The 16,993-nt window shown below is 56.2% G+C and carries 25 protein-coding genes; 10 read left to right on the forward strand and 15 right to left on the reverse strand.

Translation table 11 applies throughout. The annotated features are described in order from the left end of the window. Positions 1–18: 18 nt before the first annotated feature. From H6F46_RS11890 to H6F46_RS11950, 13 genes are all read right to left on the reverse strand, one after another. Positions 19–792, reverse strand: a complete 774-nt coding sequence (locus H6F46_RS11890; RefSeq protein WP_190354934.1) for a hypothetical protein — start codon at positions 790–792, stop codon at positions 19–21. A 501-nt stretch (positions 793–1,293) separates the two neighbouring features. Next, positions 1,294–3,000 (reverse strand): FtsK/SpoIIIE domain-containing protein, encoded by a 1,707-nt coding sequence (locus tag H6F46_RS11895; RefSeq protein ID WP_190354933.1) that lies wholly within the window; start codon positions 2,998–3,000, stop codon positions 1,294–1,296. Continuing rightward, positions 3,001–3,366, reverse strand: a complete 366-nt coding sequence (locus tag H6F46_RS11900) for a hypothetical protein (protein WP_190354932.1) — start codon at positions 3,364–3,366, stop codon at positions 3,001–3,003. Positions 3,367–3,404: 38 nt separating this feature from the next. Further along, positions 3,405–3,728 carry a hypothetical protein gene (locus tag H6F46_RS11905; protein ID WP_190354931.1) on the reverse strand — a complete coding sequence of 108 codons (324 nt, stop codon included), beginning with the start codon at positions 3,726–3,728 and terminating at the stop codon, positions 3,405–3,407. A 3-nt stretch (positions 3,729–3,731) separates the two neighbouring features. Beyond that, the gene (locus tag H6F46_RS11910) at positions 3,732–3,932 is read right to left on the reverse strand and encodes a hypothetical protein (protein WP_190354930.1); all 201 of its coding nucleotides are present in this window, start codon (positions 3,930–3,932) and stop codon (positions 3,732–3,734) included. Next, entirely contained in the window at positions 3,914–4,501 is a 588-nt protein-coding gene (locus H6F46_RS11915) for a hypothetical protein (protein ID WP_190354929.1), read from the reverse strand. Before H6F46_RS11915 ends, H6F46_RS11910 begins: the two co-directional genes overlap by 19 nt. Before the next feature lie 5 nt (positions 4,502–4,506). Further along, entirely contained in the window at positions 4,507–4,782 is a 276-nt protein-coding gene (locus tag H6F46_RS11920) for a hypothetical protein (protein ID WP_190354928.1), read from the reverse strand. A gap of 3 nt (positions 4,783–4,785) precedes the next feature. After that, on the reverse strand, positions 4,786–5,910 hold the full coding sequence (locus H6F46_RS11925; protein WP_190354927.1) for a ParM/StbA family protein: 1,125 nt from the start codon (positions 5,908–5,910) through the stop codon (positions 4,786–4,788). Between the two features lie 273 nt (positions 5,911–6,183). Further along, positions 6,184–6,414 carry a hypothetical protein gene (locus tag H6F46_RS11930; RefSeq protein WP_190354926.1) on the reverse strand — a complete coding sequence of 77 codons (231 nt, stop codon included), beginning with the start codon at positions 6,412–6,414 and terminating at the stop codon, positions 6,184–6,186. Next, on the reverse strand, positions 6,407–6,736 hold the full coding sequence (locus H6F46_RS11935) for a hypothetical protein (RefSeq protein WP_190354925.1): 330 nt from the start codon (positions 6,734–6,736) through the stop codon (positions 6,407–6,409). Before H6F46_RS11935 ends, H6F46_RS11930 begins: the two co-directional genes overlap by 8 nt. A gap of 56 nt (positions 6,737–6,792) precedes the next feature. Further along, entirely contained in the window at positions 6,793–7,023 is a 231-nt protein-coding gene (locus H6F46_RS11940) for a hypothetical protein (RefSeq protein ID WP_190354924.1), read from the reverse strand. A gap of 72 nt (positions 7,024–7,095) precedes the next feature. Then, the gene (locus H6F46_RS11945; protein ID WP_190354923.1) at positions 7,096–7,293 is read right to left on the reverse strand and encodes a hypothetical protein; all 198 of its coding nucleotides are present in this window, start codon (positions 7,291–7,293) and stop codon (positions 7,096–7,098) included. 196 nt (positions 7,294–7,489) lie between these two features. Next, on the reverse strand, positions 7,490–7,762 hold the full coding sequence (locus H6F46_RS11950; RefSeq protein WP_190354922.1) for a hypothetical protein: 273 nt from the start codon (positions 7,760–7,762) through the stop codon (positions 7,490–7,492). A gap of 149 nt (positions 7,763–7,911) precedes the next feature. On the opposite strand from H6F46_RS11950, the gene H6F46_RS11955 reads away from it, so the two are divergent. Genes H6F46_RS11955 through H6F46_RS11970 form a run of 4 tightly spaced genes read left to right on the forward strand, consistent with a single transcriptional unit; the run spans position 7,912 to position 9,331 of the window. Then, entirely contained in the window at positions 7,912–8,076 is a 165-nt protein-coding gene (locus H6F46_RS11955; RefSeq protein ID WP_190354921.1) for a hypothetical protein, read from the forward strand. A gap of 53 nt (positions 8,077–8,129) precedes the next feature. Beyond that, positions 8,130–8,426, forward strand: coding sequence for a hypothetical protein (locus tag H6F46_RS11960; RefSeq protein WP_190354920.1), 297 nt, complete (start codon positions 8,130–8,132; stop codon positions 8,424–8,426). Then, entirely contained in the window at positions 8,423–8,695 is a 273-nt protein-coding gene (locus tag H6F46_RS11965) for a hypothetical protein (RefSeq protein WP_190354919.1), read from the forward strand. The genes H6F46_RS11960 and H6F46_RS11965 overlap by 4 nt, the downstream gene beginning before the upstream one ends. Before the next feature lie 54 nt (positions 8,696–8,749). Beyond that, positions 8,750–9,331, forward strand: coding sequence for a hypothetical protein (locus H6F46_RS11970; protein WP_190355034.1), 582 nt, complete (start codon positions 8,750–8,752; stop codon positions 9,329–9,331). 35 nt (positions 9,332–9,366) lie between these two features. Here H6F46_RS11970 and H6F46_RS11975 read toward each other — a convergent pair whose 3' ends face one another. Continuing rightward, entirely contained in the window at positions 9,367–10,491 is a 1,125-nt protein-coding gene (locus H6F46_RS11975) for a baseplate J/gp47 family protein (RefSeq protein ID WP_190354918.1), read from the reverse strand. Between the two features lie 1,732 nt (positions 10,492–12,223). On the opposite strand from H6F46_RS11975, the gene H6F46_RS11980 reads away from it, so the two are divergent. The 6 genes from H6F46_RS11980 (at position 12,224) to H6F46_RS12005 (ending at position 16,351) form a co-directional block, all read left to right on the forward strand. Next, on the forward strand, positions 12,224–13,195 hold the full coding sequence (locus H6F46_RS11980; RefSeq protein WP_190354916.1) for a Bro-N domain-containing protein: 972 nt from the start codon (positions 12,224–12,226) through the stop codon (positions 13,193–13,195). 61 nt (positions 13,196–13,256) lie between these two features. Beyond that, positions 13,257–13,712, forward strand: coding sequence for a hypothetical protein (locus H6F46_RS11985; protein ID WP_190354915.1), 456 nt, complete (start codon positions 13,257–13,259; stop codon positions 13,710–13,712). Between the two features lie 321 nt (positions 13,713–14,033). Then, a complete protein-coding gene (locus H6F46_RS11990) occupies positions 14,034–14,429 on the forward strand; it encodes a hypothetical protein (protein ID WP_190354914.1) in 396 nt (131 codons plus the stop codon). A gap of 366 nt (positions 14,430–14,795) precedes the next feature. Further along, positions 14,796–15,626: a hypothetical protein gene (locus tag H6F46_RS11995; protein WP_190354913.1), complete on the forward strand. Its 831-nt coding sequence runs from the start codon at positions 14,796–14,798 to the stop codon at positions 15,624–15,626. Positions 15,627–15,671: 45 nt separating this feature from the next. After that, entirely contained in the window at positions 15,672–16,142 is a 471-nt protein-coding gene (locus H6F46_RS12000; RefSeq protein WP_190354912.1) for a hypothetical protein, read from the forward strand. Continuing rightward, a complete protein-coding gene (locus tag H6F46_RS12005; RefSeq protein ID WP_190354911.1) occupies positions 16,139–16,351 on the forward strand; it encodes a hypothetical protein in 213 nt (70 codons plus the stop codon). Before H6F46_RS12000 ends, H6F46_RS12005 begins: the two co-directional genes overlap by 4 nt. A 123-nt stretch (positions 16,352–16,474) precedes the next feature. Here H6F46_RS12005 and H6F46_RS12010 read toward each other — a convergent pair whose 3' ends face one another. After that, a complete protein-coding gene (locus H6F46_RS12010; RefSeq protein WP_190354910.1) occupies positions 16,475–16,966 on the reverse strand; it encodes a phage tail protein in 492 nt (163 codons plus the stop codon). Positions 16,967–16,993: the final 27 nt, after the last annotated feature.

Consider the following 16,993-nt stretch of genomic DNA (forward strand, 5'->3'; position numbering starts at 1 on the left):
TGGGCGGGTTCGTTGGGGTTAGGCGGCTAGCGGTTGGCAGAGATACGAAAGCCGTCCGGCATGGACTGACGCAACGGCTTCGATCACGTTGTCGGGGTGGGCATCGTCATCGATCAACATGGCCGCGCTGGTCTCCATTGCCGACACCAGCATCACCGCTTTGCGCTGATTTGTGGAACGCAGCCACTCGCGAACATTGGCTCCAGGCTCCATCCCGTGAACCCGTCGCAAATCGCAAGCGCGAATCCCAGTCAGCACGGCATACAGCCGGTCTGTCGCGTTTTTGTACATCCATTTGCGCTCGTTTTCAGACAGTTCCGGGTGGCGACGGCAGTACGCCTTGATGGAATCCGTCAGTTCATCACGGCAGGCAACCGACTTGATGCGATCGGCAATCCGTCGGGAGCGTTCCGCCTTGCCCGTCTCAATATCGAACGCATCACAGAAGAGTTCCGCCCAACTGTTCAGTCCCAGAGCATCATCAACCGCAACCGCCTTTTGGTTCCCTTTGCGGGCCAAGCGCTTGGTAACGAGATTGAGCGCTTCAAGGTTAATGACGTTGACAGCCTTGGGGTTGAGTTCCGAGACAAGCTTGAATAACTGGAAATCCTCGCCTAGCAAGGATTTGACCTCTCTAGTGGCATTGGTCTTGGCGAACTGAAAAAACTCAGCAACTTGGGATGCGGCAACGAAAAAATTCCCTTCGTGATCCATCAACCCCTGGATCTCATGCTCTCCGATCTTGACGGGAGCAACTTTTGCGCGCGGGGTCTTAGAATTAGAGCTAGTCATGGGTTCCTCTCTATCAGGATTCCGTGGACAGAACCCGCTGTGGTATTTCCAGTACCCAGCGGGTTCGTTGTTTTCATATCATATCTCAACTATCATCACAGGCTTATTCAAAATAAAACCGCACCCTTTCGAGAGCGGTTAGTCGAACAGACTCAAAGTATGTTCATCGCAACACTCGGACTATCACCCAAGTGACCAGACTCCAGCCCCTCCACAGTAGGTTGAAGCCACGGCGGCGGATCGAGTGAGGCTTGCGAGATTGCCAAAAGATCGGATGATGCACCAGCCGGTGGGCCGCCTTTGAGAGCGGTAGGCAGTCACGCCACGGCATTTCGCGGGTGAGATTTCGGTACGTTAAATGATGGCATTCTTCTGCCTTCAGCCAGGGGAACAGGGCGCACCGATTGCGCCAAATCTTCAGGACGGCGCGACGGCGGGCGTACCAATCAGACGACAGGATGTAGGACTTGTACGCGCGGGAATGGGAATGTAGGGGATTCATCAGCGGTTCCAATGCTTGGGTGGGTTCCATCCTTTGGGGTTGGCATCCTTCAGGATTCGCACGGCCTTATCGCAGGCGGCGGGGTAGGCCGCATTTTTGCCCGATGTGCCACCACCCTTCGATACATCCCAAACCGATTTCACCAACTTTTCCAAGGACGGCTTGCGGTCGGGCTGAATCAGTCGCCATGCCGATAGAACGCGGGCCCGCTCTGCTGAGGTGATCGTGGGTTGGGTGGCTAGTTCCGTTGGCAGCAGGTCAGTCGCCAACGGCTCAGGCTTAACCGTCAGGGCGCGGTTGAACGATTCCGTCACGGGATTGGAGCGCTCACCCCACTTCGTCACGATCCGAGCGGTGATCGGGTCACGGTCGTCAGGACTGACCAGCAACCCTTGCACACGAACCACGCCGGAGATTGCAGGGCATTGCAGAAGGGAATCGCCCTTGCCCAACAATGACATCGTGGGCATTGTCGATTCACCGATCACGGCACGGCCAAGGGCCGATTCCATCCGACCAACGTGACGGGTGGGGAGATTGTCGCGTAGGGCAGAGAACCCATCGGGCAAGACAACTTTGGATGGCGACTGAATCACTAAGTGCAACATCAGCCCGGTCTTGCGGACGCGAGACGCGAGAGCCGACAGCTCATTGGCCAGTGCCTTTCCAACCTCAGATTGCAGGTAGGAGAACGCCTCTTCAATCCAGAGGATCAAGTAGGGCATCCGTTCAGCGGGGAACTTCGCACGGTACTCCACCCAAGACTTGACCCCATTGGCATTGAACAGCGCCAACCGGCGATCCGATTCAGCGGCAAATTCAGCGATGGCCGCCACCAAATCCACCGGGTCTTGCACCATCGGGCGGGTGACGTGCGGGATCTGGTCAATATCCAACTCAAACGATGCGCCGCCCTGGAAATCAGCCAGCCAGATTTCAACCTCATCAGGCGAGTAGGTCTCACAGAGGTAGGCCATGGCCGATGTGTCGATACTGGTCTTGCCCGACCCGGATGCACCGGCCGTGATCGAGCCGACCACTTCGGTTAAGGGTGCGGTGATCGGAGTCCCATCCATCCCGACCCCAAAGAGCCAATGAGGGCTAACTCCATCGGGACGGGTGAACGCCATTTCGGCATAGCGGAAAACTTCCCGGTCGGGTCTGGGAATTTCCATCACCAGCCCGAGCGATGAAATCGTGACGGACGGTTGCCGGTCTAACCCGAGCGCCAATTGCAGCCCGGTCAAGAGCGCGTCCGTCATGATTTGGTTGGGGTCGATGGGTTTGCCCGATTTGTCGTGCCCCAACACCAGCCCGACCCGACGAAAGGCCGGAGCCGGTGGCATTTCGGAAGTCCCAACTGGGATGCCCCGCGCGGCATAGAACCGCTCGATCTCGCCAGCCAGTCCGGGTTGCGACGAAGGGAGGGCAATCGGAGTGAATTGAGGGGATTCGGTCTTGGGTGAGCCGTAAGCCAGTTGAGCGGCCAAGGTTTCAGATCGAGCGGCGGTGATCGTGCTGGCCACGCGAGACCATTCACGGCGCTTGCGGTCTGAAACATGGGCAGCGAGACCAGCCCCAAGGGAGCCGGCCGCGCAAGACAAACGAATGGCGGGATGGGACGCGGCCACGCCAGAGGCGAGAAGGGCCGACCCGACCGCGAGGGAGGCCAGGGCCGGGATGCGTCCGTGGGGAGTGAGGCTCATCTAAGCCACCCAAGTCAGGACAAACCCGACTCCGTAGATGGCCACGATTGCCGCAACGACCGCGTTTGATTGCGGGGCGTACTTGGCCACGCACCACAGGGACAAGGTGGCAACAACGATCACCGTCAGGGTCAAGGCAATAGCCACAGGACTGACGGGCAAGAGTCGTAGCAGCAAGCCTGAGATATGGCCTGATGCCAAGGTGATCAAGACGCGACTGGCGAGGTCAGTCTTGGATTTTGGCAGAAGGGAATCGAGCAAGCTAGGCGCGTCTTGGATCGTCAGGCGACGGGGCAACGCTTCGGTGCTTGGGGCCATCACCGTTTTGTAGGTGACGTTTTGAGGCGTGGGGTGTTGGGTGTACATGGTCTGAACTCGATAGGGGATGAACGGGTGGATCGGAACTACTTCACGCTCTTGCAAAAATTTTCGATCTGAGCGCGGTTGGCATCAAGCGCTTTTTCGGCCGCAACCTTAGCCCCATTGGCTTGATTAATTTCAGCGCTGGCCATATTTCGCCCAATCGTGACCCCTACGGGAACGGCGATCATCCCAACCGTGGAAACGATTGCCACCATGATCATGGCCCGTTGCCAATTGGATACCGGGGCATGAACGGGACGGGGCGCGGGCGATTGGTTCGGAACTTCAACCGTCACGGTGATCGGAGCATGGGTCGGGCGTTGGATGTCAGGCAGAACAGGGGCGGTTCGGTCTTGGGTGTACATGGCTCAAATCTCGATAGGGGGATAGGGATAGCGGGCAATGCAGTCCAGGGTGTCGATCAACACTTCCCATGCTCTGCGGACGATCCGAGTCAGTCGGGACGGTTGGGGGGTGACGGTGACGGCCGCAACGTCAACCGTCAGGACTGATTCGGAGTCGCGACCGGGATCGAAAGGGCGGCCCCGGTTTAGGAGGGATCGGAGCATGAGGCTTTCACCCTGGCTTCAATGGATTTCAAGAATTTAACTTGGGACTTGACGACGTTGGTAAAGTCTGGGTCGCGAGTCGAGATAGTGCGCTCAACTGTCCCTTTAGGAATGGACAGGGAAACGACGACGTATCGAGGGCGCTCGTCACCCAAGATGCTGATAGAGCTTGAGACATGGGCGCTACCGTACCGGATCTCGTACCCAAGCCGCTCCATCAACTCGGCAAAGGAGGGCAGCGGGTCGATCACGGGCCAATCGGCAATCTGTGAAACGCGACCAACCGCAAGGCAAAGTTTTTCAACAAAGCTGATGTCATCTGGGCGGGTCAAGGCAGGACTAATGGTGAATCCTTCACCCTTCGGGTAATCCACTCCGCCATCGACAGACACCACGACTCTTTCAGGATTCTCATTGTCAACAGCCTTGACCAAGATTTCGCGACACCATTTGAGGCTAGATGCCTTGACGCAACCGACTCCGACAATTTTGGCTTTACCGCAGACGGCTACATTGCCATCGAAAACGTGAGGAATTTCAGCAGATTCGAGAAGTTGCTTGAGGTTCATGACGATCACATCAAAGACAAGACGGGAGCAGACGCGGGTTGGCGAGGTTGGGACGGCAGGCTCTGCCCCTTGACCAGCCCGGCCAGTTGAGCAGGGGTAATGCCTTGGTAGTAAAGAGCTTGTAGCAATACTTCCACAGTCCGCGTCTCCCATCCCTTCTCCGTTGGATCGATTCGGTGGTAGACCGCGATTGCAGCCAGAACCGGCACAAGGTTTTTGGGGATTTCGGCCCGATGGCGGGCCGTTTCCAGGTAGGCAGTGCCTGCAACATCGGGGTACATGGCCTAACCTCCGATCTGGGATTGACCGAACGCGGCCATGCCCAAGGCATTGGCGATCCGAGGCTGAGGACAGAGCCGAATCTTGCCCCCCAATATGGGTTGGGATTGCAGCAACTCAATCAACCCCGGCAGCATTGCGCCACCACCGGTCACCAAAATCACATCAGATTCATCACGCCATTGCTTCAGGGCGTTCAGGGTCGGGGTGATCGTGTTGTTAGCCCACTGTCCAAGGTGGCGATGGTACGAAGCCATGAGGTCAATCCCGGTCGAGAGGTACTGAATCCCGCCGCCAACCATCCCGCGCTCGAACGAACGGGCTACGGCGGTCGGGTCTCCAAAGTTCATTAGCCGGTCTCGCATCATTCCAGGCGCTTCATCGGCAGCGATAGCCCCCCACAGGGCATAGACCCCTTGATTGATCACGATTCGGGATTCGGCAACGAATTGGCCGCGCACCACGGCATTGCCCAGAGTGGTTCCGCCACCCAAGTCCAAAACCGTCACGGTTGCGCCGCGCACGGTGGCCGCGTCAATCGCTCCAGCGTTTACGGCATGAAGCAACGCGCCGCGACCTTCTTCGATGACATCAACCCGATTCAGGGTGATCGTGACCCGACGGCCATTGACTCGAACCAAGTGAGTGCCGGTCAAGACCGATTGCATCCGGGGCGCTAGCACTTTCGCATCGGGCAAGGCCACGACCAAGACGGCGGGGCTGATTTCGGATGCGTCAGGGAACAGCAAACCCAGTTGGGCAAGAACCAAAGGCAGCGCGTAGGTCAGCTTTCCGTCTGGGCGGTCTACCACTTTGGCGTGGGACGTAGGAGCGGTGGCGACGGCCACATTGCCGACTAGCCAGTGGCAACCGACGGATTCAACGGAGTCGCCAGCTTCGTAATGCAGCAGGGCAGAACCTTGATCGGTCGGGATAGCCGTGCGGGAGTTGGCCCCAACCAACGCACTCGGAATCAGCAGGTGAGTGCCGTTAGCGGCTCCGATGGTGCTGGAATTGCCGATGTCAACGGCGACAGCGAGGGGAGTGGTCAGATTTTGCCAGTCTTGGGACAACACGGAACCACTCGGGGCGGTCGCGGTGCGATTGGGGGCGGTGGATTTTGCGGGCATTATAGTGTCCTAACTCGATAGATTGGTACTCAATCGCCCCATTCGATTCTTTCGGGTACGGATCGGGGCGCTTTCTTATTTAGAGTATAAACACACCCATAGTCAAACTGTCAAGGGGAAAATAGTCAAAACTTGATCGGTTTTTGATCGGGACTACACAGGTGGAATGACTGGGCGTGGGTGGGCTGTACCCCTTGGCGCTTAAGGGTTTCACGGGTTTTCGGGCAAAATAAAACCGCCCTGTTTAGAGCGGTTGGGAGGGTGGGGTTGGGACTATCGCGACATCATCCGAGTGGCATCGGGTGATCGGCGTTCGAGCCAATCGAGTACGTCGGTGATCGTGCCGGACTTGGTTTCGATGCCCTTGGCGCGGATGATGCCACCGGCATGAGTGTCGGTGGCCATGACCGTGGCGATGGGGATGGAGCCGATGTGAGCCACCCAAAAGCCATTGATTGATTCCCAGCACCAGCCGGTCGCGTCAGTCAGGGCAGTCTTATCCATGGGCGGATTGGCACAACTGCCAGGATTTTCGACAGAGATCAACGCTTTCCTTCTGCCGAGGATTAAAGGCACAGCAGGAAAGCGCCAACTCTCCGGGCAGCATCTCTTCTGGGTCTTGCCTCGGCTTAAAGTTTGACAAAAAGAAATCCGTGGGAACCGGGCGGGCAAGCCCTTCAACCTCTACGCCTAGTCGCGTCACAGATTTCACTTTAAGCAAGCTGTCACCATCTGGGTGCGCCCAGACAGATCCGGGCGGAATCTGTTTTCTCAGTGCGTTCAACGGGGCGGTCTTGGTCGTTCGGTCGATGGTCGGACGGGTCATAGATTCAACCGGCCGCGGCCGGGATGGGTGAGTCCGGGGCGGCCCGGACGGGTGAGTTAGAGCAGGGGCGGGATTGCCGCCCAATGGGTGACTTCTAAATCCAAATCTTCGAGCAGCGAGGCCAGCTCACCGCCGTCGTAGCTGTAGAAATCTCCGTCCTGCCAAAAGGCAGCCCAGACGGTGGAAGCGCTAATCTCGCCGTCCTCAAGGCACAGCACTTCCTGCTCGTCAGCGGGCCAAGTGTCCGGGTCATTGGGGTCAAACGGATTCCAAAATTGTGCGGTCATGGTTGGATTTAACCGGCTACAGCCGGGGCGAAAAATCTGGAAAGGGGGCGGATCGCCCGCCCCGCGTGAACCTTAGCGGCTGTTGATCCGCTGAATCGCTCCCGTCGCTTGCATGATGATCTGGGTCAGCCCTTGAATGTCGCCAGCGGCTTCGAGCTTATGCAGAAACTCCTGAAGCGTGGAAATTTCGTCATCTGCCAGTTTGGGCGCGGCGCTGCTTTCGATGGCAGAACGCAGGTGAGCAGAAATCGCGGTTTGGCGGTCGTTCATGGGTGTCTCTCGAACTCGATGAATCTAATATATCCTGTATGCATCGGAATGTCAACCCCTTCAACCAGATATTTTTTGAAATTAGCTGAAACGCTTGCGGGACAAGGGGTTGAACAAAGCAAGTCCCGCCCAGATTGGACGGGACAAGGGGCATGGACAGGATTGGATGGACTGGGGCCTTTCGGCCCCGATCGGATTATGCGCGGCGGTGTTCGTTAAAGAACGTGCGGGGTTCGTACCCGGTCTTTCGACCTTCGATCTGGATTTCCTGGTTGTCGTAGCACGTATACACCCGCGTTACTGTCACTGTCTCACCCGTCGCCCTGTTCTTCCACTGAGAGCCAACTGGGGCGATTTCGCGGAGGTTGGCAATGTTGCGGGTGTCGTTGGCTGCTTCGATTTGTGATTCAGTCATTTGTTTTGAGCGGTGCGCTCTGAACTCGATATATTCAATATATCCCGCATACATCGGAATGTCAATGGCTCAATCGATAATATTTTGATTCATCAATTCCAGATTTATATAATCAGATTTAATCATTTTATCTGTTGACATTCCGAGGCATACAGGATATATTAGATTCATCGAGTTCAGAGAGCGCACCGCTCAAACCCAAGATGACTGACCTGCAAGCGCTGGATTTTGGCTATACCGAACCGAACTGGGAACAGCTCTGGACTGAAGCACGGGAACGGGTCACGCCCGAACCTGAGCACGACTGGCGAGAGCCGGAGCCAACCCCGGAGCTTGAGGCTCGCCTGAGTGAGCTAGAGTTCGAGTAAACGTCGCCGGGGCCGCAAGGCCCCGATTAAGCCACCCAAGTCGAGACCCACCCATGCATGACCCCAGCCGCCCGATCACGATCACAAAACACAAAACAGCGATGGAGGCGGCCGCCTTAGTTGCCCAAGACTACTTTCCCGGTTGGGAGATTGTCGGGGCTGGTTCTAAGGGATTCACCTTGGCGGCTGGCAGCGATGAAATCTACATCAGCAAACTAGATGACGATCACTGGTCTGCTTGGTACTCAAAGGATGGCTACGAGGACGCGAAATGCTTTGGCTCCTTTGAACCATTAATCGACTGGCTGCGAGACGGGATTGCCAACCTACCGACCGAGAACCACTCATGACACCCGATCAAGTTTTTGCCCGATTGCAAGAGATGTTCCCCCGTCTAAGTTGGGATTTGGATTCCAGTCAACACGAAACCACGTATGTTGGAATGCTGGAAGACGGGGAGAGCGAAATCCTGAAAGTGACGCACTGGAACGAAAGCGCTGGCTACCACGCCAACCGTGTTGACATCGAACTACTCGAAAGCCCCCGCCCCCAATTCCGCAACATTCGATCCGCCCTTGAGTGGCTGGAATGGTTGCAAGGGGTGATGGCGAGAGCTTGACCCGTCCGATTCTGTCCACACCTATCGAGACCCGCTCAAGCAGGAGCAGCAACCATGGGACTATACGTGACCGCATACAGCCGGATTGTTCGAGTTGAAGGCTACAACGACAACGACGAACTGCCGGACGGCGTAACACAGCTTTTTGTCAGCGACGGGCCGCCCGATCTGGCAGGAGGGATTAATGACGGCTACTACCGCTTTGAAGACTGCCATTGCTTTTGCGCCGGGAGTGGGCATGGCTATGGCGACTGGTTAGACGAACTGGCCCGCCTTGCTGGGTATGCCCCGCCCAAGGAATTCCTCGATCAACTCATTGGTGAGCTGTCCGCAATTCGTGATGGGCGGGTGGTGACCACCCCTCAACAAATGGCCCGTCGCCTACAGGACTGGGCTGAAGGGTTGGGTAGTCCGTCTGAATGGGTCAAGTCTGGAGATGGGCCATTTTCCGAGTTGATTGACTTTTCCAGCGCTGGCGTGATCGGGACGGGCTACTGTCAAAAGCTCGCCAAAGACTTTGCTGACTTTGAAGCCAAAGCCAACACCCACGACAATCTGTGGTTCCGAAAGCGTTACGCTGACTGGCAAAAAGCGTTCGAGCTGGCATCAGGTGGCGGGGCGGTGTACCTGCACTAACCCAACCGATCACGCGCCAACCGCTTCAACCCGGACTAACCCACTCCCACCACCACCCCCGTGCAATCGGCCCATTCCCACCGATCCAACACCAAGTCAGACTCAGGCGAAACCAGTCCGACGCTGACCACACCCGGCACGTCCTGAGCAGCACAGATAATTTGACTCGCCGTCACTCGCTGGCCCAACCGTGACCGCCATTCAGCAGCCAAGGCCGTCAGCGCCGACTCGACACCGCCTTGCACCGTGGGTGCATCCGCCCCGGTCGCCAGCACAATAGCCACCTCAATCCCGAACGGTATCCGTTCGGGATTTTTGATTTGCACCCAATCGGTCAAGGGCCTCACCCGTTCCGCAGACACCGACGCGGCCACCAGTGCCTTGACCTCTTCCGATGGGAGTCCCGATCGGCTCAAGGGGTAAATCCAGACCTCACCCGGGGTTGGCTCCCCTGGTAGGGGTGTCTCAGACAGACTCACCCCCCGCACGGCTGCGTCGATCACATCCTGCGAAGCCGACCGCGCCCAAAATTCATACGCCCCCACCGACCCGGCATTGCTGAAGCTCTCAGGGGCTAGGATGATCCGCTCTCTCAGGTTTTCGTCATCCTCAATCTCAGCGCCCCCGTCCGTGGCGGTCTGATTGGTGATCGAGTACCCCAACCCCGATGGCAACGGATCGATCACCTCGATCACCGTGCCGGGTGCGTACCCGTTAGCAGCGGGGCCCGGCTCGACAGCAACGGACGGGATGATGGCGGTAGAGCCACCCATGGGGATGACCCTAGCCGCTGTCGTGATGAAGACCGGCCCATCTGTGGCCGCTACCCTCAGACCAGCGGGAATCGAGACCGGTACGGGAGCGGTCGATTCCAGGGTCAACAGCAGGGTTGTGCGTGCCGATTGAGCCGGTAGACGTTCAACCCCCAACAACCGCCCTAGGTTCTCCAGATTGACCCCTCTCGCGAACTCGACAAGGTTTTGCTCCCCTGTGTCCTGGATCGCGGTCTTGAGTAACAGGGCTTGGTAGCCAATCAGGTTGATCAGCAGCCGCTCGTATTGCCCGGGGAACAGAGTACGCCCTGTCTCGGATTGAAAGCGGTCGATCAACTCCTGAACGGTGGCGGATGGGTCAACGGTGACGAAGGTGGGTTGGGCCATGGTCGGGATGGGTGGGGATGCTCCCAATCTTGCCCACTGGGTCGGGATGAGGTGGGTTAACCGGGGTTCACCAGACCCCCTCAACAGGTGCGTATCCACCATCCCGTAAGGGTTTCAGGGATTGGCAACCACCCACTGACACCCGCTAACAACCATTGGATACGCCCTGGAATCCTTACCCCACAAGCCTTTTGAGTTCTGTTCAAAACCCTGTAACCACTTAAAGGGCGATTTTGCTCATCAGCGAAATTTCCAAAATTTTAGGCAGGTGTCGCTGAAAGCATTGCTCTGTATACGTTTCAGCCCCTACCCTTCCATGGGGTCATAGGCAGATGCCAAAATTTTAGGCAGATAAGACAACCTGATAATCCTGAAAGGTTTTGCTTATCTGCCTAAAATTTCAAGCCCTATTCCAGATTCTTAGAAAGGGTAGGGACTGAAATGCCCACCCAATAAGGAATACAGAGACACCTGCCTAAAATTCCAAAAAAATCCCTTTATACACATTTCCTTCTTTTAGTGGTTACAGATATATATAAGGGCACTGAAAGGTATGTGGGGTAAGGGTTTCAGAGCGTATCCAATGGCTGTTAATGGGTGGCGATGGGTGGCTATGAGAGCCTAGAATCCTTACGGGATGGTGGATACACCCCTATTGGGTGGGTCTAGCAGCTCTACTCAAGCCTTGGCCAGCCCACTCGATAGGGGTAGGTGCGGTATCGGGTCATGGGGATGGGGTGGGGTGATGCGGCACTACCGACATCATCACCCCCAACCATGCCACCCAAGGACAAATTCTCAGGGGCAAACAAGGGTGTATCCACCATCCCGTAAGGATTCTAGGCTCTCATAGCCACCCATCGCCACCCATTAACAGCCATTGGATACGCTCTGAAACCCTTACCCCACATACCTTTCAGTGCCCCTATATATATCTGTAACCACTAAAACAGGGAAATGTGTATAAAGGGATTTTTTTGGAATTTTAGGCAGATGGAGTCTCTATCCCTTGCTGGGTGAGGCTTTCAGACTCTACGGTTTTCGCAAGTCGTGGGCAGATGCCAAAATTTTGAGCAGGTCGGCCGGTCTAATCCCATACCCGTATTTATACGGGTACTGACTCGGGTGTTCGTTTATGCCTACCCATCTGCCTAAAATTTTTAGACCTGCCCACGCCCCCATGGAAGGGTAGGGGCTGGAATGTGTACAGGGCAATGCTTTCAGCGACACCTGCCTAAAATTTTGGAAATTTCCGAGATGGGAGCCAATTTCGTCGTGTTGCATGTAACAGGATTTTGGCGATCCCCGAAAGTATTGCCCCATCTACCTTTGGGCGATTCGATGCCTGTAACCACCTCATGCAACGGCTGGCGGCCGTGGCGATGGGGTGGTTGGCATCTGCCGTGGTGGGTGATAGAGTAAATGCATAGTGTTTATCCTGAGTGAGTCGAGTTATGCCGCGCCCCGCCCTAGGTCATACCAATGTTACGTTTCGAGTCGGCCAAGATGCTGCCACCCAAGCCGGCCGCATCGTTATGGGTCTGGGTTTTGTCTATGGCGGCAAGCCCGCTTGGGGTAAGTTTTTTACGGCACTAGCATCGGGTGAGTTGAAAATTTATCGCGAGGTTCCGTTGACACCTAAGCGCTAATCAGTTACCATGAAAGAACAAAGCCGCTCAGGAGCGACTACTCCCAAGCGGCGCGGTTATCGCCCATAGGAGGGGCTGAAACCATGTCCAATATTCTGCTGGCTAAAGCGTTTGAGGGTCAAGAGGTTCGGGTTGTTGGCACTCCTGATGAGCCATGGTTCGTGGCTAATGATGTGTGTGCGGTGTTGGGCATCACCAATCCGCACGACGCGATTGCTCGACTTGAGGATTGGATGAAAGATGACCTCGGTATTACCGACCCCATCGGGCGCACTCAGAAAACCAACATCGTCAACGAACCCGGACTGTACGCCCTGGTCTTCACCAGTCGCAAGCCAGAAGCTAAAGCATTCCAGCATTGGGTGTTCTCCGAAGTCCTGCCATCCATCCGCAAAACTGGCCAGTACCAAAGCGGCAATACGTTCGCCGCTCCCAGGAACTTCCTATCCAATCGCAACAGCCCGTGGGAACAACTCGACACCCCCGAGGAGATGATCAAGCGCTTTGAGTGGGTCGTGAAGCGGGTCGGCATGGCGGGCTGCTTTGACTACGGCTATGGCAAGGCCATCCTCAACGACATCATCGACGCGCACCATTTGAGCCTGCCTATTCCGTACTCGGATGAAATCTTCCGTCGCGAGGCACTGCCCAAGGGTCATGAGTACCATGTCCTGCGATTGCTTCTCCAATTCTTGGGTCTGCGATTCGAGAATGGCCGAATGCTTGGGTTTGATGGGCGGTCGGCTGCGTTCCCTTCCGAGAAGATGCCCCGATACCTCGCTGTCAAAGCTGAGGTCGTTGAGGATTTTTGTGACGGGAACCATTGGCTTGCAAGCTGCATTCGGTTGATGGCAGTCCACAACAACGCCTTGGTTGATGTGTTCTCTGGCGTTCCCGAGAAAGGGTGGTTCTTTGCGACCGACGTTCTCGAAAAGGCGTGGGATGTCCCGCTCGACTTGAAGCACTTGCCCCCTAGCGTCCGACTCGAACACTACGGACTGAAAAAAATCGGCAACCGTCTTTGCCCCAACACCGTCTGCACTGCCTTGAGCTAGCCCCCATCGGCCCGGCAACGGGCCATCCCGTCCACCCCTATCGAGTTTGGAGTCACCCAAGATGAACGACCGTATGGCCATCGCCACTAAATTGCTCGCGTCCGTCCTGATCCAAGATGGTGTTTTGTGTGCAAACGGCGGAAAGCTTTGGACTAACGAAGAGTGCGTCACTCGCGCCATCGAACTAACTGACATGCTGCTGGCGAAACTGGGTGAGTCCAAGCCTGCAAAATCCGCTCCCAGCAAAATGGACTGGCGGCCGTTCTCGATCATCAAGCCCGGTGAATACTGCTTCTGCTGGGTTATTGAGTGGGATTGTGTTGGGGGTTGCATCAAGAACGCTTGGCTGGCTGCTTGGACGGAGGGTAGATGGGAAAACGTCATGGGCACTGAGTTGTTTATTGGCGGACGTGACATCGAGATCTATTGGCAGCCCATGAGCGCATTTAAAAATGTTGATGAGGCCCGTGTTGATTTCCTAGGAATGACTGATGTCCCACAAACTACCCAACGCTGACACCGCAATCCGCCTCAGCTTTATTAACTTCATCGAAGCCAGCTAACCTCATCGGCCCGGCAACGGCCCGCCCCCACCCATGCACCTCAAATCCCACGAATCACCCCGCAACCGGGGGCGAAACCGAAAAGGACGTGGCAATCCAGCCCGCGCCAAACAGAAACGGAAGATGCTGAAGCGGTTGCGTCAATCCCTGAGATGACCGCTCCCAAACCGACCGCCCCCGGTCGGTTTTTTCATGCCCAAAAATATTTCAATCACCCCCTTGACATTCCGATGATTACAAGCTAGATTAGATGCATCGAGTTCAGACAGCCCGCCATGTTCACCAAAGCCGCCGCCGCTCGCATTCTGCAAATCAACGCCGTTCAAGTCATCCGAGTTGAGGAATGGGCCAATGTCGTGTTGGTTGTGGTCAAGGGGCGTGGCGGTCGGTTCGTGAGCAAGCGGGATTTCGCCCGTGATTTCCGCGCTGTTCGTGAATCTGGGGCCCGGAACGTCCGGCTCACCCGGCTGCACAAGGGCGTGGCCTACCTCGAAACCCGCGACGGCAATCAATACCGTCACCACGCCGCTCGAATCGAACGCGGTCGCGCGGTCTGTGATTGCGCTGATTGGGTGACTCAATCCGAGCGCGGGGCAATGCAACCCATTTGCAAGCATTTGATCCGTGCCGGTTTTGAGTTACACGCCTTCCGTCAGTTAATTGCTGCCTAACCTTGACATTCCGATGGTTACGAGTTAGATTTTACCTGTACCCCTTGGCGAGAGCTGCACATTTTATGCCCTATCCCTACCGTTTTTTGCCGTCAACGACCGAAGAGTTTAAGCGCGTTGCCGCTGTACTCCAAAAGGTCGCTCCCGGGCCCGATCCCACATCGATCACCCATGCCGTCTTGGATCGCGAGTATCGAGTTTGGAGGCCGCGTTGTATTTTCCCGATCAGAATCAGTGAGTCCGAAGTCGATTCTGAAGCCTAGCCTTGACATTCCGATGGTTACGAGTTAGGTTTTATCTACACCCCTTGGCGGGGGTTGCACCCGGGACATCCCAGACCCTAACCCTATCGAGTGAGAGCCACCCATGTTTGATGACTATGGATTTGTCGATGGATCGTTTGACACTGTTGCTGCCGATAACGATTTGCCCGTTCACCTTTCGGCAGAGTCCCTGTATGGCGGTGCTGCTGTGGCCGTCGCAATCGACCCTGATGAACCCAGCCTTGCGCTGATCACCCCCATCGTTGGGATGAATGCGAGCGACGATGCGCATAGCCTTTCGCGGGTTAGCTCGATTGAAGGTGATTCTGGGCAAGAGATTGGCGCTGTCTACCGAGAGGGTGACGGCTTCTCCCCCGGACTGGTCAACGATATCGTGCTGTTGGCCAGTCGCCCCGCCACCCATTCGATTTATGTCAACGCGGGGCTGCTGTTTGAAGCCGCGAGAATGTTCGAGGTTGATCAAACCGTCGAGATCTGCCTCACCCCCTCCGATGCGCGAATCCTGAGTCCCAATCGCAAGCCTTGGGAAGCGCTCGTAATTACCCGTGCCGGTGGGTACGCTGGCAACGTAGCCGTGATCGCTCCGGTTTCGATCACCAACACGGGGCGGTGTGGAAGCTCTGAAGCCTCACCCAATCCCGAGTCCCTACCCGCTCCGTTTGCGCCATTCAATCCCGAGACACTGGAAAATGGCGAGCGCTATCGAATTGCGGCCAAGGGAAAAACCGAATGGTCAGTTGTGACCGGTGTTTGGGATGAGTCTGCTGAATCGTTCCATCGCCCTGGCGACGACACCGCTTGGCTGTTTGACCCGCTAAACCCGGCCGACATCCCGAGTGTCCATTGCGCTTATGAGCTGACGCACTCCGAAATTAAGGAGCTACTCAAGGACATCCCCCATCGTTTTTACTAGCCCTATCCCGGCCCGCCACGGGCCGGTTTATCTACCTACCGAACCATGTCCGAATCTAAGCCGGGTCGCAAATCGCGGCCCCGTCCCGAAGAAATCGCCCGCCTCAAAAATCAAGGGAGTCGCCCGCCCCGTGGTGTTTATCAACATCAGTTCCAGTTGCGAGTAACTGAACAGACCCGAGCGCAAATTGACGCGCTGACCAATCGAGTCGGACTGGAACGGCGAAATGGACTCATCCGTCAGTGGATCGATCAAGGGCTGGCGGAATCTCTTGAAGCCAAGCACTCTGCCCTGATTGCAGATTTAGTAGACCAAGTTGATCGCGGGATTGACGAAATCCCAGAGCTGACGGACTTGATTGATTTATGTAACGGCTCCCGAGAGTCGGCCGTTGAAGTAATCAGCTCAATCCGTCCAGTTGACTACCATCAGCCGATTGAATGGCGTTGGGAGCTTTGCAAAGCGCTGGCCCTAGTCGCCGCTTGCAAAATGGGAATGGAGCGAAGCGAGTCATGAACGAATCGCAACGCGCCGAAATCCTGACCCGACTCTTGGAAGCGATGATCGCCAGTCCGAAGTATCAAAGTGCTTCCGTGTCGCAAATGTTTCGAGATGCACAATCCCTGGCTGATGACATCGAATCCGACACCAATCGCCGTCAGAAGCAAGAGCGCCGCCCTACTTACGAGCCAGAGCCAACCGCATCGTTCGTGGGCAAGAATTAGACCAAGCCGAATCCTGATGCTATTAGTCGTTTACAGCAAGAGATTCGTGAGGTTGCGGGGCTTTGCGCGAAACTTTCTCGGATCGATGGAGATATCACTCCAGAAGATCCATCCGATTGAGCTTTAGCCCAACGCCTTGGCCAATGCCGCCGCAATCGCCCCGGTTGCGGACTGCTGGAACGGGGAAAAGTTGAACGCTTCCGAGAGAGATGCTGATGGGGCCGGGTCAGGATTGGTTGACCCCTTCAGGGATAAATCCACCGACACCGCCCAAAGGGTTCCATCGCCCATCGTCTGTTTCACGTCCACACTCAGCGACTCGATCACATATTTCCCGTTCCAAATCCCTTGGCCGTACACCAGGTCAAGGGATTGCTGTTGGGAGGCCGCTTCACGGATCGCCGTCAATCGGGGTTCGATTTGCCCCTGGTCAATGTGGAGGTCAATGGTCAGGTCAAGGCTCTCCAATTCAGACCCGCAAGCCTGCATAGCCTGCTGTCGAGCCACCCGGTCGTGAGTTGGGAACGTCCATTTCGCTGCCGTCCGAATCCCTGAGATGCCCGACCGGACGGGGAACGATAGATCGCCAATCAGCAAATATGCGGAATCTTTCATGAGCTTGCGGGTTTGGGGGAGATGTTG

It is taken from the genome of Limnothrix sp. FACHB-1083 (assembly GCF_014696485.1).
GTDB lineage: Bacteria > Cyanobacteriota > Cyanobacteriia > CACIAM-69d > CACIAM-69d > CACIAM-69d.